This window comes from Actinosynnema sp. NPDC023794, from assembly GCF_040639675.1.
Taxonomy (GTDB): Bacteria; Actinomycetota; Actinomycetes; order Mycobacteriales; family Pseudonocardiaceae; genus Actinosynnema; species Actinosynnema luteola.
On sequence record NZ_JBFAFR010000067.1, the window covers coordinates 1 to 13,728 of the forward strand.

13 protein-coding genes and 1 rRNA gene are annotated in these 13,728 nt (G+C 73.6%); 13 read left to right on the forward strand and 1 reads right to left on the reverse strand.

The window, feature by feature from the left end:
* Window positions 1–93, forward strand: a 5S ribosomal RNA gene (gene rrf, locus AB0H12_RS44315); the annotation flags it as partial.
* Window positions 94–181: 88 nt separating this feature from the next.
* Here rrf and AB0H12_RS44320 read toward each other — a convergent pair.
* Complete coding sequence (locus AB0H12_RS44320) at window positions 182–1,504, reverse strand: hypothetical protein (RefSeq protein WP_499632562.1); 1,323 nt, start codon at window positions 1,502–1,504, stop codon at window positions 182–184.
* Window positions 1,505–1,696: 192 nt separating this feature from the next.
* Here AB0H12_RS44320 and AB0H12_RS44325 point away from each other — a divergent pair, with 192 nt between their 5' ends.
* The 12 genes from AB0H12_RS44325 (at window position 1,697) to AB0H12_RS44380 (ending at window position 13,601) form a co-directional block, all read left to right on the forward strand.
* On the forward strand, window positions 1,697–2,578 hold the full coding sequence (locus AB0H12_RS44325; protein WP_499632563.1) for a hypothetical protein: 882 nt from the start codon (window positions 1,697–1,699) through the stop codon (window positions 2,576–2,578).
* 112 nt (window positions 2,579–2,690) lie between these two features.
* A complete protein-coding gene (locus AB0H12_RS44330; protein ID WP_499632565.1) occupies window positions 2,691–3,479 on the forward strand; it encodes an HAD-IIA family hydrolase in 789 nt (262 codons plus the stop codon).
* 5 nt (window positions 3,480–3,484) lie between these two features.
* Complete coding sequence (locus tag AB0H12_RS44335; RefSeq protein ID WP_197289787.1) at window positions 3,485–3,658, forward strand: hypothetical protein; 174 nt, start codon at window positions 3,485–3,487, stop codon at window positions 3,656–3,658.
* 3 nt (window positions 3,659–3,661) lie between these two features.
* Window positions 3,662–4,468, forward strand: coding sequence for a TlyA family RNA methyltransferase (locus AB0H12_RS44340; protein WP_499632567.1), 807 nt, complete (start codon window positions 3,662–3,664; stop codon window positions 4,466–4,468).
* The gene (locus tag AB0H12_RS44345; RefSeq protein ID WP_230572487.1) at window positions 4,465–5,358 is read left to right on the forward strand and encodes an NAD kinase; all 894 of its coding nucleotides are present in this window, start codon (window positions 4,465–4,467) and stop codon (window positions 5,356–5,358) included. Before AB0H12_RS44340 ends, AB0H12_RS44345 begins: the two co-directional genes overlap by 4 nt.
* A gap of 75 nt (window positions 5,359–5,433) precedes the next feature.
* Window positions 5,434–7,215 (forward strand): DNA repair protein RecN, encoded by a 1,782-nt coding sequence (gene recN / locus AB0H12_RS44350; protein ID WP_499632569.1) that lies wholly within the window; start codon window positions 5,434–5,436, stop codon window positions 7,213–7,215.
* Complete coding sequence (locus AB0H12_RS44355; protein ID WP_499632570.1) at window positions 7,212–7,850, forward strand: hypothetical protein; 639 nt, start codon at window positions 7,212–7,214, stop codon at window positions 7,848–7,850. The genes recN and AB0H12_RS44355 overlap by 4 nt, the downstream gene beginning before the upstream one ends.
* A 137-nt stretch (window positions 7,851–7,987) precedes the next feature.
* Window positions 7,988–8,752: a hypothetical protein gene (locus AB0H12_RS44360; RefSeq protein WP_499632573.1), complete on the forward strand. Its 765-nt coding sequence runs from the start codon at window positions 7,988–7,990 to the stop codon at window positions 8,750–8,752.
* A gap of 75 nt (window positions 8,753–8,827) precedes the next feature.
* The gene (steA, locus tag AB0H12_RS44365; protein ID WP_499632575.1) at window positions 8,828–10,012 is read left to right on the forward strand and encodes a putative cytokinetic ring protein SteA; all 1,185 of its coding nucleotides are present in this window, start codon (window positions 8,828–8,830) and stop codon (window positions 10,010–10,012) included.
* Window positions 10,009–10,947, forward strand: a complete 939-nt coding sequence (locus AB0H12_RS44370) for a copper transporter (RefSeq protein WP_499632578.1) — start codon at window positions 10,009–10,011, stop codon at window positions 10,945–10,947. Before steA ends, AB0H12_RS44370 begins: the two co-directional genes overlap by 4 nt.
* Window positions 10,948–11,295: 348 nt before the next feature.
* On the forward strand, window positions 11,296–12,984 hold the full coding sequence (pyrG, locus tag AB0H12_RS44375) for a CTP synthase (RefSeq protein ID WP_499632581.1): 1,689 nt from the start codon (window positions 11,296–11,298) through the stop codon (window positions 12,982–12,984).
* A 38-nt stretch (window positions 12,985–13,022) separates the two neighbouring features.
* Window positions 13,023–13,601 carry an NUDIX domain-containing protein gene (locus AB0H12_RS44380; RefSeq protein WP_308257506.1) on the forward strand — a complete coding sequence of 193 codons (579 nt, stop codon included), beginning with the start codon at window positions 13,023–13,025 and terminating at the stop codon, window positions 13,599–13,601.
* The last annotated feature ends 127 nt before the right edge of the window (window positions 13,602–13,728 follow it).

Sequence of the window (13,728 nt, forward strand, 5' to 3'; positions counted from 1 at the left end):
ACACCCGGTCCCATTCCGAACCCGGTAGTTAAGCCTTCCAGCGCCGATGGTACTGCACTCGTGAGGGTGTGGGAGAGTAGGACGCCGCCGAACATTCTTCCCTGAAAGGGCTTGTGGTTGGGGGCACATTGATTTGTGCTCCAAATCACAAGCCCTTTCGGCGTGTCCACAGTAGGAGGAGCTAGTGCCCAGGTTCGGGGATCGACCCGGCGACCGTCAGCGTGGCCAGGGAGACCGACCGCGCCGATCCGATGACGGTGGCCGTGCCCAGGGAACTCGTAAGCCGACCGCCGGCAGTGGCGGTGGCCGTGACGCCCGGGGGTCGGGTGAACGGTCGACCGGTGGCCCGCGTCGGGACGACCGGCCCGGCAACGACCGGTACACCAGTGGCGACAAGCCTCGCGGTGGCGACCGGCGGGATGACAACCGGGGCGAGCGACCCCGCTATGACAAGCCCCGTGACGACCGTGGCGCGGCTCCACGACGGGATGACAGCCGGAGTGGCGGCTACCGCCGGGATTCCGGTGACCGACCCGGCTACCCGCGCCGCGATGACCGCGGTGGCGCGCCACGTCGCGACGACCGCACCGGTGACCGGGGCGGGTTCCGGCGCGATGACAGCCGTGGTGAGCGTCCCCGCTACGACCGCGGGGCCGACCGGGGCGAGCGCTCCAGCTACCCGCGTCGGGACGACCGGCCGAGTGGTGACCGCGGCGGCTACCAGCGGCGCGACGACCGCTCGTCCAGCGGTGACCGGGGTGGCGATCGCGGTGGGTACCAGCGCCGCGACGACCGGCCCGGTGGCGACCGCCCGAGCTACCCGCGCAGGGACGACCGCGGTGGGGAGCGCAGTGGCTACCCGCGTCGGGACGACCGTTCCGGCAGCGACCGCCCGAACCGCTCCAGCGGTGACCGGCCCGGTGGCGACCGTGGCGGGTATCCCCGCCGGGACGACCGGGGCGGCAGCGACCGCGGCGGGTACCAGCGCAGGGACGACCGCTCCGGTGGCGACCGTGGCGGGTACCAGCGGCGCGACGACAGGCCCGGCGGTGCGCGAGGTGGGGAGCGTTCCAGCTACCCGCGTCGGGATGACCGGACCGGTGTCGACCGCCCGAGCTACCCGCGTCGCGACGACCGGCCGAGCGGTGACCGCGGCGGTTACCAGCGCCGTGATGACCGGCCCAGCTACCCGCGTCGCGACGACCGGCCCAGTGGCGATCGCGGTGGGTACCAGCGTCGGGACGACCGTCCGACCGGCGACCGCCCCAGCTACCCCCGGCGTGATGACCGCGGTGGTGAGCGCGGCGGCGAGCGTCGTGAGTACCGGCCCCGTGACGACCGTTCCGGCGGCGACCGGCCGAGCTACCCCCGTCGGGATGACCGTGGTGGGGAGCGTTCCAGCTACCCGCGTCGGGACGATCGGCCCAGTGGTGACCGCGGTGGGTACCAGCGGCGGGACGACCGGCCTCGTCACGACAAGCCGGGTCATGACAAGCCCCGTCACGACAAGCCCGGGTACGACAAGCCTGGCAGCGACAAGCGGGACTCGCGCAGCCGTGATCGGGCCGCGCGGTTCCAGGAGCGCGTCGCCCAGACCGACGAGCAGCAGGTCGCCGAGGACGCCTCGGCCGAGGTCGATGCGTCCGAGGTTGACGCGGTAGCGGTCGAGGCCGTCGCGGTTGACGCGGCGGAGTCGGTGACGGCGGAGGCCGTGGTCGAGTCCGAGGTCGAGGTGGCGGGCGAGGAGTCCGACGCCGTCGACGAGCGCGGTGACGACGAGCGCGGTGACGAGGCGGCCGTCGTGGCTGCGGAGGCTCCCGGGTCCGCGGCCGTGGAGGCCGATGCGCCCGAGTCCCAGGCGGTCGTGGCCGGTGAAGGCGACTCCGAGGAGCGCGTGTTCACCCGGGCCCGGACGCCCGAACTGCCCGAGGACGCCGACATCTCCATCCTCGACCCCGAGGTGAAGCAGGAGCTGCGCGGGCTGCCCAAGGGGCTGGCCGACATCGTGGGCCGGCACCTGGCGGCGGCGGGCATGCTGATCGACAGCGAGCCGGAGTTGGCGCTGGAGCACGCGCGGTACGCGCGGGCGAAGGCGGCGCGGGTCGCGGTGGTCCGGGAGGCCGCCGGGCTGGCCGCCTACCACGCCGGCGAGTGGGCCGAGGCGTTGTCCGAGCTGCGGACCGCGCGGCGCATGTCGCACGGCACCGGGCACGTCGCGGTGATGGCCGACTGCGAGCGGGCGCTGGGGCGCCCCGAGCGGGCCATCGAGCTGGCACGCGAGGCGCAGGTGTCGCTGCTGTCCCCGGACGAGGCGGTGGAGCTGCGGATCGTCGCGGCCGGCGCCCGACGGGACATGGGTCAGCTGGACGCGGCCGTCGTGGCGTTGCAGGGCGACGACCTGGACGAGAAGCGGCGTGACCCGTGGAGCGCGCGCCTGTTCTACGCCTACGCCGACAACCTGGAGGCCGCCGGCCGCACCGAGGAAGCCGTGAAGTGGTTCCTCAACGCCGCCCAGGCCGACGACGACAACGAGACCGACGCCGCCGAGCGCGCGTTCGACCTCAGCCCGCAGGACTGACGCACCGCAAGACCGCTGTCACATGACAGACGGCACAGCTGAAGGCTCGGCGCCACCCGGCGTCGGGCCTTCAGACTGTTCCCGACCGGAGAACTCCCGAACGGAGACGCCTGTGCTGCTGGACCGTTACGACGCCCTGCTGCTCGACCTCGACGGCACGGTCTACCGGGGGCAGGAGGTCGTGCCCGGCGCGGTCGAGGCCGTGGCCGCCGCACGCGAGCACGGCACCGGCATCCGGTTCGTCACCAACAACGCCTCCCGGTCGCCGGAGACGGTCGCCGAGCACCTGACCGAGCTCGGCTTCCACGCCGCGCTGGACGAGGTCAGCACGAGCGCCCAGGCGGGCGCGGCGATGCTGCTCGACCTGGTGCCGCAGGGCGCGCACGTGCTCGTCCTCGGCACGGACGCGCTGGCCGAGCAGGTGCGGCTGCGCGGGTACCGGCCGACCCGCACCGCCGAGCACGCCCAGGCCGTCGTCCAGGGCCTGTCGCAGGACCTGGGCTGGCGCGAGCTGGCCGAGGCGTGCGTCGCGATCCGCCAGGGCGGCGCGCACTGGATCGCCTGCAACGTGGACGCCACCCTGCCCACCGAGCGCGGCCTGCTGCCCGGCAACGGGTCGCTGGTCGCCGCGCTGCGGACGGCGACCGGCGCGGAACCGCTGGTGGCGGGCAAGCCGGCCACGCCGCTGCTGGAGCAGGCGGCGAAGTCGGCGGGCGCGCAACGGCCGCTGGTCGTCGGCGACCGGCTGGACACCGACATCGCGGGCGCCGTCAACGCGGGCATGGACTCGCTGCTGGTGCTCACCGGCGTGTCCACCGAGGCCGAGGCGAACGCCCTGCCCGCGGACCGCCGTCCGACCTATGTGGCTGCCGACCTGTCCGTGCTCCATCGGCTACCTTGAATCCTGTGAGCTTCGAGGTTCCCCTCCCCGGCCCGCCGCGCGATCCCGTGGCCGGGATCGACGACGCCCTGGCCGGTCTCGACGGGCTGGACGCGCTGGACGTGGTCGAGCACGTGGCCCGGTTCGACGACGCGCACACGGCGTTGACGGCCGCGTTGTCCACCATCGACAAGGTCTGACCGGTGCCGCGCAGGGCTCGGCTGGACGCCGAACTGGTCCGCCGCGGGCTGGCCAGGTCACGGGAGCACGCGAGCCAACTCGTCGCCGAGGGCCGGGTGACCGTGCGCGGCGCCGTGGCCACGAAACCCGCCACCGCCGTCGAACTGGACACCGCGCTGGTGGTCCGCGAGACCGACGACCCGAACTACGCCTCGCGGGGCGCGCACAAGCTCGTCGGCGCGCTGGAGGCGTTCGACGGGGTCGACGTCGAGGGCAGGCGGTGCCTGGACGCGGGCGCGTCCACCGGCGGGTTCACCGACGTGTTGCTGCGCGCGGGCGCGCGGCAGGTCGTCGCGGCCGACGTCGGCCGCGGCCTGCTGGACTGGCGGTTGCGCACCGACGACCGGGTCGTGGTCAAGGACAAGACGAACGTGCGTTCGTTGACGCCCGAGGACATCGGCGGCCCGGTTGAACTGGTGGTGGCCGATCTGTCGTTCATCTCGTTGAGGCTGGTGCTGCCGGCGCTGGCCGCGTGCCTCGACGAGGAGGGCGACTTGCTGCCGATGGTGAAACCCCAGTTCGAGGTCGGGAAGGACCGCCTCGGTTCGGGCGGCGTGGTGCGCGACCCGGAGCTGCGGGCCGAGGCGGTGCTGGACGTGGTCGCGTCCGCCGCCGGGCTCGGCCTGCGCCTGCACGGCGTCACCGCGAGCCCGCTGCCCGGTCCGTCGGGCAACGTCGAGTTCTTCGTCTGGCTGCGCCGGGGCGAGCCCCTCGACGCGGCGGACGCCACCGCGCTCGTGCGCGCCGCCGTAGCGGAAGGACCGCAGTGACGAGGGAGATCCTGCTCGTCGTCCACACCGGACGGCGCAGCAACGTGCTGGTGGCGCAGGAGGTCGCGGCGCGGTTCGCGGCGGGCGGGGTGAAGCTGCGGGTGCTGGAGGACGAGGCGCCGGAGCTCGACCCGTCGTGCTTCACGCAGGTCGTCCTGGCCGACGACAAGGCCGCCGAGGGCACCGAGCTGGTGTTCGTGCTCGGCGGCGACGGCACGCTGCTGCGCGCCGCGGAGCTGGCGCGGGCGGCGGGCGTGCCGGTGCTGGGGGTCAACCTGGGCCGGGTCGGTTTCCTGGCCGAGGCCGACTCCGACGCGCTGTACGAGGCGATCAAGCACGTCGTCGACCGGGACTACGAGGTCGAGGAGCGGATGACGCTCGACATCACCGCGTCGGTCGACGGCGAGGTGCTGGAGGGCACGTGGGCGCTCAACGAGGCCAGCGTGGAGAAGAGCACCCGGGAACGGATCCTGGACGTCGTGGTGGAGGTGGACGGGCGCCCGGTGTCGGCGTTCGGCTGCGACGGCGTGCTGGTGGCGACCCCGACCGGGTCGACGGCGTACGCGTTCTCCGCGGGCGGGCCGGTGGTGTGGCCGGACGTGCAGGCGCTGCTGGTGGTGCCGAGCAACGCGCACGCCCTGTTCGCCCGGCCCCTGGTGGTGTCGCCGGCGTCCGTGGTGGCGCTGGAGGTCGACCCGGAGGGTCATCCGGCGGTGCTGTGCGCGGACGGTCGCCGCACGGTGAACCTGCCGCCGGGGGCGCGGGTGGAGGTGGTCGGCGGTCGCACGCCGTTGCGGCTGGTCCGGTTGCGGCCGGGTCCGTTCACCGACCGGCTGGTGGAGAAGTTCGAGCTGCCGGTGCAGGGGTGGCGGGGTCCGTCGGCCAAGTGAGGCCGGCGTGATCGACACGGGGACACCCTCCCCCGAACACACGCTTTGTCTGTGTCGCCCAGTAGTGTTCCGTGCGTGCTGGCCGAGATGCGCATCCAGGGCCTCGGTGTGATCGACGAGGCCACCCTTGAGCTCGATGCCGGTTTCACCGTGGTGACGGGCGAGACCGGCGCGGGCAAGACGATGGTCGTGACCGGGCTCCACCTGCTGAGCGGTGGTCGGGCCGAGGCGTCCCGCGTGCGCAACGGCGCGGACAAGGCGGTGGTCGAGGGACGGTTCCAGGCGCCCGCGGGCAGTCCGGCGGCGAAGGTCGCCGAGGAGGTCGGCGGCGAGCCCGACGACGACGGCAGCGTGATCGCGATCCGCACCGTCGGCGCGGACGGGCGTTCCCGGGCCCACCTCGGCGGCCGTTCCGTGCCGGTCGGCGTGCTGTCGGAGCTGGCCGAGCAGCTGATCGCGGTGCACGGGCAGAACGACCAGCTGCGGCTGCTGCGGCCCGCCGAGCAGCGCGCCGTGCTGGACCGGTTCGCCGGTGACGAGGTCGCCGAGCCGCTGCGGTCCTACCGGAAGGTCCGCGACGAGTGGCTGCGGGTGGCGACCGAGCTGACCGAGCGCACCGCGCGGTCGCACGAGCTGGCGCGCGAGGCCGAGATGCTGCGGCACGGGCTGACCGAGATCGGCTCGATCGACCCCAAGCCCGGCGAGGACGAGGAGCTGGTCGCCGAGGCTCGCCGGCTCGCCGACGCCGACCAGTTGCGCGAGGCCGCGTCCGGCGCGCAGTACGCGGTGTCGGGCTCGCCCGACGGCGACCCGGACGTGCCCGGCGCGCTCGGCCTGATCGGCGAGGCGCGGCGGCGGCTGACCGCGTCGGACGACCCGAAGCTGCGCGACCTGGAGCCGCGGCTGGTGGAGGCGGAGACGCTGCTCGCCGACGTCGGCGCGGAGATCGCCTCGTACCTGGAGCACCTGGACGCGGACCCGGCGCGGTTGGAGCAGGTGCTCGCCCGCCAGTCCGAGTTGAAGTCGTTGACCCGCAAGTACGCCGCCGACGTGGACGGCGTGATCGCGTGGGCTCAGGACGCGTCGTCGCGGTTGGCCGGGCTGGACACGTCGGACGAGGCGTTGGCGGCGCTGGCCGCGCGGCGCGACGAGCTGGCCGTGGAGCTGGCCGGGTACGCGGGGCAGCTGACCGCCGAGCGGGTCGCGGCGGCCGAGGAGCTGGGCAAGGCGGTGTCGGACGAGCTGACCGGCCTGGCCATGCCGCACGCCACGGTCGAGGTCGCGGTGCGGCCCAGGGTGGCGGAGCAGGGCGATGCTCAGGCGTTGAAGGTGGGCGCGCAGCTGCTGCACGCCGGCGCCAGCGGTGTCGACGACGTGGAGCTGCGCCTGATCGCGCACCCCGGCGCGCCCGCGCTGCCGGTGCACAAGGGCGCGTCCGGCGGTGAGCTGTCGCGGGTGATGCTGGCGCTGGAGGTCGTGCTGTCGCACTCCGACCCGGTGCCCACGCTGGTGTTCGACGAGGTCGACGCCGGTGTCGGCGGGCGGGCCGCGGTCGAGGTCGGCCGCAGGCTGGCCCGGTTGGCGCGCAGCCACCAGGTCATCGTGGTCACGCACCTGCCGCAGGTCGCCGCGTTCGCCGACCGGCACCTGGTGGTGGACAAGACCGCGGACGGCGTGCTGACCCGCAGCGGCGTGCGCAAGCTGGACGAGTCGCAGCGCGTGGTCGAGCTGGCCCGGATGCTCGCCGGCATGGATTCCACCGATACCGGCCGCGCGCACGCCGAGGAGCTGCTGGCGGCGGCGAAGGCCGACAAGGAGACCGTGCCCGTGGTGAGGCGCAAGGCGAAGAAGAAGTGAGCAGACGGCTGCTCGGCGCGGTCCTGCTGGTGGTGGCCGGCGTCGGGGCCGTGGTCGGCACGTTCCTGCCGCTGTACCAGGAGGGCAACGACCACGTCAGCATGGCGCCGATGGTCACGGCGACCTCGTGGGACTACGTCTTCACCAACGTGCCGGAGGGCATGGACTTCGGCCCCGTGCAGAGCCCCCAGTACGGGGTGCCGATCGTGGTGGCGGCCGTGCTGCTGGCCGTCGCGGTGGCCCTGGTGTTCCTGCCGGAGAGCCAGCGCCTGGCCTCCCGCTACCTCGCGGTCGGCGGGACCGGCCTGCTCGCCGGTGCGGTGTGGGCGGCGTCGGCGGCCGTCATGTCCGCGGCGGGCAACGCGTCGCGGGAGCCCGACGACGGCGGCTACACCGTGGACGTCGGCGAGGGCATCGTGGTGCTGGGCGCGTCGGTGGTGGTCGCCGTGGTCGGCGTCGTGCTGCTGCACGCCCGGCGGCCCGAGCCGCGCCCGGAAGGACCCGTGGTCTACCGGGTGGACGGCGTCGAGGACGACGACACGGACACCCCGCCGTTCGGCATCCCCGTGGTCGAGGTCGAGGTCGCGCAGCTCCCGGACCCCCGGTACGACGACCGCCGCGCCGAAGGCCCGTGACGGGCGCGACCGGCCGGGACCGGAAACCGCACCCGGTCGGCCGTTGGCGACGGCGCCCGTCCCGGCTTTGCTGGTAGGTGTGGAGTAGTCGGTCCGCCGGGCCGCGGCACGCCACCGAGCACGGAGGAGAAGGTCACATGACCCGGCGCGCGTTCGCCGTCCTGACCATCGGCGCGGGCGCGCTGATGGTGGTGTTGGGCTCGTTGTTCCAGCTGTACGGGGTGGAGACCTCGGTGCCGCCGGGGCTGGACGACTCGGTCCCGAACGGGATGCGCCGGCTCGTGGCGCTCACCGGCTGGGAGTACGTGGAGGAACCGCAGTCGCGGAACCCGGACGGCGTCACGTTCGACTTCCCCGTCTACGGCTACGGCCTGGTCTTCGCCGCGGTCCTCGCCGCGGTCGGCGCGTTGCTGCAACTGCGCTCGCCGCTGCTCGCGGCCGTCGGCCGGTTCTGCGTGCTCGCGGGGGTCGGGGTGCTCGTCGGCACGCTGTGGACCGCGCTGGAGACGTTGCGGACGCTGTTCGGCATCGACACGCTGTCGCCCAGGGTCCGCCAGGAGGAGTTCGTCGGCACGGGCACGTGGCTGATCGCCGCGTCGGCGCTGGCGATGCTCGTCGGCGCGGTGGCAGCGCACGACTGGCCGGCACGCGTGCCGCGGCCCACCGGGGTGTCGGTGTACCAGGTGGCGGACGACGACGACACGCCGCCGTTCGGCATCGCCATCCCCGTGTCCGAGCTGGACGTCCCTCCGGGTGAACCCGCCCCGCCGGCCGGTCCGGTGGCGCCCCCGGTGGCCGAGCTGCCGCCCGTGACCGACCTGCCACGACCGCACGGCGCGCCCGGTCCGGCGGCCGACCCACGACGTCACCCTACCGGGGGTAATCCGTCCACTGTGGATTAGTGGTGTCACTGACCAGCCCGGATCGGCTCGGCGTGTTGGCCGCCGACCGCGCGCGACGTGAGTCACCATCGGTTCATGAAGCTCTCCGGGTTGCTCGGCCGCGCGCACCACGAACTGCCAGGCGTCACCGGTGTGGCGCGCGTCGATCGCCGCTCGGGCGACCTGCTGCGCCGGCTGGGTCCCGGTGACGTCGCGGTCCTCGACCACGTCGACATCGACCGCCGCACCGCCGAGGCCCTCGTGCACGCGGGGGTGGTGGGCGTGGTCAACGCGTCGACGTCCATCTCCGGCCGGTTCCCGAACCTCGGCCCGGAGCTGCTGGTCGAGGCGGGCGTCCCGCTGATCGACGGCGTCGGCACGGCGGTGCTGCGCGAGCTCAAGGACGGCACGAAGCTGCGGCTGCACGACGGCGCGGTGTTCGTCGGCGACAAGGAGGTCGCGCGCGGCGTCGCGCAGGACGCCGAGTCGATCGCCGACGCGATGATCGAGGCCAAGGCGGGCATGGCCGCCCAGCTGGAGGCGTTCTCCGCGAACACGATCGAGTTCCTGCGCCGGGAGCGGGCGCTGCTGCTGGACGGCATCGGCGTGCCCGAGCTGTTCGTGCCGATCCGCGACCGGCAGGTGCTGGTCGTGGCGGGCGGCCCACGGCACGCCGAGGAGCTGCGCAAGCTGCGCCGCTACATCCGCGAGCACCGGCCGGTGCTGATCGGCGTGGACGCGGGCGCGGACACCCTGCACGACGCCGGGTTCGACCCGGACGTCATCGTCGGCGACCCGGACGCCATCGCCACCGCGACGTTGCGGTCCGGCTCGGAGGTCGTGGTGCCCGCGCAGGTCGACGGCCACGCGCCCGGCCTGGAGCGCATCCAGGACCTGGGCATCGGCGCGGTGACGTTCCCCGCCACCGGCAACGCCGAGGACCTGGCGCTGCTGCTGGCCGAGGCGCACGGCGCGTCCCTTGTGGTGACCGTGGGTCTGCAGGCCGGCCTGCGGGAGTTCCTGGACCGGGGCAACGCCGGGTCGACGCCCTCGACGTTCCTCACCCGGCTCAAGCTCGGCAACAAGCTCGTGGACGGGCACGCCGTCGCGACCCTGCACCGCGGCCGGGTGTCGTCGGGGCTGGTCGTCCTGCTGGTGCTGGCCGCGGTGGCGGCGATGGCAGCCGCGCTGGCCGTGTCCGGGGTCGGCCAGGTCTACGTGGACCTCGCGGCCGACGCGTTCCGATCCGTCGTCGACTGGTTCAGGGGGTTGTTCGGGTGATCTCGCTGCGCTACCACATCGTCTCCGTCACCGCGGTGTTCCTGGCCCTGGCCGTGGGGGTGGTGCTCGGCTCGACCGCGATCAGCGGCAGGCTGCTGTCCGGGCTCAACGAGGACAACGGCAATCTGGGCCGGGAGGTCGCCGCGCTGCAGTCGGAGCGCAACGGCCTGGACGCCCGGCTCGCCGACGCGGACCGGTTCGCGAGCACCGTCGGACCGCTGGCCGTGGAGGGGCAGCTGGCGGACCGGACCGTCCTGCTGGTCACCACCGCCGGCGCCGAGCCGGACGACCGGGACGCGGTGACCGGGCTGCTGCGGTCGGCGGGCGCGACGGTCACCGGCGAGCTCCAGCTCACCGAGTCGTTCACCGACCCGGACAAGGCCGACCAGCTGCTCGACCTGGTCGCCCGGCTCCAGCCGGCGGGCACCGTGCTGCCGACCGGCGGTGATCCCGGCACGAGGGCGGGCGGGCTGCTCGGCGCCGTGCTGCTGCTCGACAAGGACGACAGCCGGCCGCAGGCCACGCCGGACGAGCTGGCGGCGGCGCTGGGCGGGCTGTCCAGCGCGGGTTTCGTCAAGGCGGATCAGGGGTTGCGGGCCGCGCAGCTGGCCGTCGTGCTGACCGGGGGCGCGGCCACGGGCGACTCGGCTGCCGACCGGGCGGCGGTGGTGGCGCGGTTCGCCACCCAGCTCGACCGGTCCGGTGCGGGGGCGGTGCTGGCGGGCGGCGACGGGTCGGCCGACGGCACGGGCGCGGTCGGCGTCGTGCGGGCGGACACGGCGGCGACCTCCGTGCTGTCCACCGTGGACCACGCGGGCACGGCGGCCGGGCGCGTGGTCGTGGTGCTCGCGCTGCGTGAGCAGGTGGAGGGCAAGGCGGGCCGGTACGGGGTGGCGGGCAACGCCGAAGGCCCCGCGCCGGGCGCGTCCGGCTGAGCCGCCGGGGTCGCGGCGGGGGCCGGGCCGTTCGGATGGCCCGGCGGGAAGCCGCACTCTGCCCGGTCCCGGCTCGGCGATCGGGCGTTCCCGCGTGTTCCCGCCCGGTTCGCGCCTGGTTTTCGCCCGGTTCGCACCCGGTTCTCGTTCGGTTTCCGCCGGGTTCGAGGCGGCGTGGTCGCCTGTTCGAGCCGCCCTAGGCCATCCGAGTGACAGGCTTGCCTGCCCGCCGGCGCGCTGGGTGACCGGCGGCGTGTTAGCGTTAGGGCCCGTGGACAGGGCGCTGAGCTGTGCGGAACCACCGCAGCCGGCCCCTAGCGGACATCCAGACCACGGGGAGCCTCCTTGGTGCAGCAGGCACGTACGACCAAGCACGTTTTCGTCACCGGGGGTGTCGCGTCGTCCCTCGGCAAGGGGTTGACCGCGTCCAGCCTCGGACAGCTGCTCACCTCTCGTGGTCTCCGGGTGACCATGCAGAAGCTCGACCCTTACCTGAACGTGGACCCCGGCACGATGAACCCGTTCCAGCACGGTGAGGTGTTCGTCACCGACGACGGCGCGGAGACCGACCTCGACATCGGCCACTACGAGCGGTTCCTGGCGCGCGACCTCTCCGGTGACGCGAACGTGACCACCGGGCAGGTGTACTCCGAGGTCATCGCCAAGGAGCGGCGCGGCGAGTACCTGGGCGACACCGTCCAGGTGATCCCGCACATCACCGACGAGATCAAGCGGCGCATCCGGGCCATGGCCGAGCCGGGCCCCGACGGCGTCATCCCGGACGTGGTGATCACCGAGGTCGGCGGCACGGTCGGCGACATCGAGTCGCTGCCGTTCCTGGAGGCGTGCCGGCAGGTGCGCCACGACGTGGGCCGGGACAACGTGTTCTTCCTGCACGTGTCGCTGGTGCCCTACCTCGCGCCGTCGGGCGAGCTGAAGACCAAGCCGACGCAGCACTCCGTGGCCGCGCTGCGCAACATCGGCATCCAGCCCGACGCCATCGTGTGCCGGGCGGACCGGGAGATCCCGGACGCGTTGAAGCGCAAGATCGGCCTGATGTGCGACGTGGACACCGAGGCCGTGGTGGCGGCGGTGGACGCGAGGTCCATCTACGACATCCCCAAGGTGCTGCACGGCGAGGGCCTCGACGCGTACGTGGTGCGGCGGCTCGACCTGCCGTTCCGCGACGTCGACTGGACCGTGTGGGGCGACCTGCTCGACCGCGTGCACAACCCGTCCGAGAAGGTCCGCGTCGGCCTGGTCGGCAAGTACGTCGACCTGCCCGACGCCTACCTGTCGGTGACCGAGGCGCTGCGGGCCGGCGGGTTCGCGCACCGCACCAAGGTCGAGATCGTGTGGGTGCCGTCCGACGAGTGCCAGACGCCGTCCGGCGCGGCGCACGCCCTGGGCGGGCTCGACGCGATCCTCATCCCGGGTGGGTTCGGGGTGCGCGGCATCGAGGGCAAGATCGGCGCCATCACCTACGCCCGGACCCGCGGCATCCCGCTGCTGGGCCTGTGCCTGGGGCTGCAGTGCCTGGTCATCGAGGCGGCGCGGAACCTGGCGGGCATCGCCGACGCGAACTCGGCGGAGTTCGAGGACACCGGGTCGCCGGTGATCAGCACCATGGCCGACCAGGAGGACGTCGTCTCCGGGCAGAGGGACATGGGCGGCACGATGCGGCTCGGCGCGTACCCGGCGAAGTTGCTGCCGGGCTCGCAGGTGGCCCTGGCGTACGGGTCGCAGGAGGTCTCCGAGCGGCACCGGCACCGCTACGAGGTCAACAACGCCTACCGCTCGAAGCTGGGCGAGGCGGGGTTGGTGTTCTCCGGGACGTCGCCGGACGGGCGGCTGGTGGAGTTCGTCGAGCTGCCGGCCGACGTGCACCCGTTCTTCGTGGCCACGCAGGCGCACCCGGAGCTGAAGTCCCGTCCGACCCGCCCGCACCCGCTGTTCGCGGCGTTCGTGAAGGCGGCGTTGGACTACCGGCTGGCCGACCGGCTGCCGCTGCCCGAGCCCGCGGGGGCCGCGCAGTGACTCCTCGGCACGAGTTCGGGACTGTTTCGTCGCGGGACGTGCACGTCGGGCGCGTCGTCGCGTTGCGGGTGGACGAGGTCGCCATGCCTGGTGGCGGTACGGCATCGCGCGAGGTGGTGGAACACCTCGGCGCGGTGGCGGTGGTGGCCTTGGACGAGGCCGGTGCGGTGAGGTTGATCCACCAGTACCGGCACCCGCTGGGCCGGCGGCTCTGGGAGCTGCCGGCCGGGTTGTTGGACGCGGGTGACGAGACGCCGCTGGCCGCCGCGGAGCGGGAGCTGGCCGAGGAGGTCGGGCTCGCGGCGTCGGAGTGGGTGACGTTGGTGGACGTCGCCGTGTCACCCGGGTTCACCGACGAGGTGGTGCGGGTGTTCCTGGCTCGTGGGCTCACCGAGGTCGACCGCGACGTGCAGGGCGAGGAGGAGGCCGACCTGGAGGCGAAGAGCTTCCCGTTGGCCGAGGCGGTGGACATGGTCCTGGCCGGGGAGATCGTCAACGGCCCCGCCGTGTCCGGGCTGCTCGCCGCGCACGCCGTGGTCACCGGCGGCGGAACGGGGCGCCCCTCCGACGCCCCGTTCACCGACCGCCCGACCCGCTTCGCCGCCCGTTCCAGCTGACCTGGGCGTCGACCTCACCCGACCCTGAGCGTTCGACACGCGGGCGCTCATCATATTAAACAGGGGCACGGGTGAGCCACGGGTCCCTCATTTCGGGCTGCTAAACTCTCACACCTTAAATCAATAG

Bases quoted from the DNA above. Each gene is read 5' to 3' on its own strand.
- AB0H12_RS44360 (WP_499632573.1), top strand. From the start codon at position 7,988: ATGACCCGGCGCGCGTTCGCCGTCCTGACCATCGGCGCGGGCGCGCTG.
- steA (WP_499632575.1), top strand. From the start codon at position 8,828: ATGAAGCTCTCCGGGTTGCTCGGCCGCGCGCACCACGAACTGCCAGGC.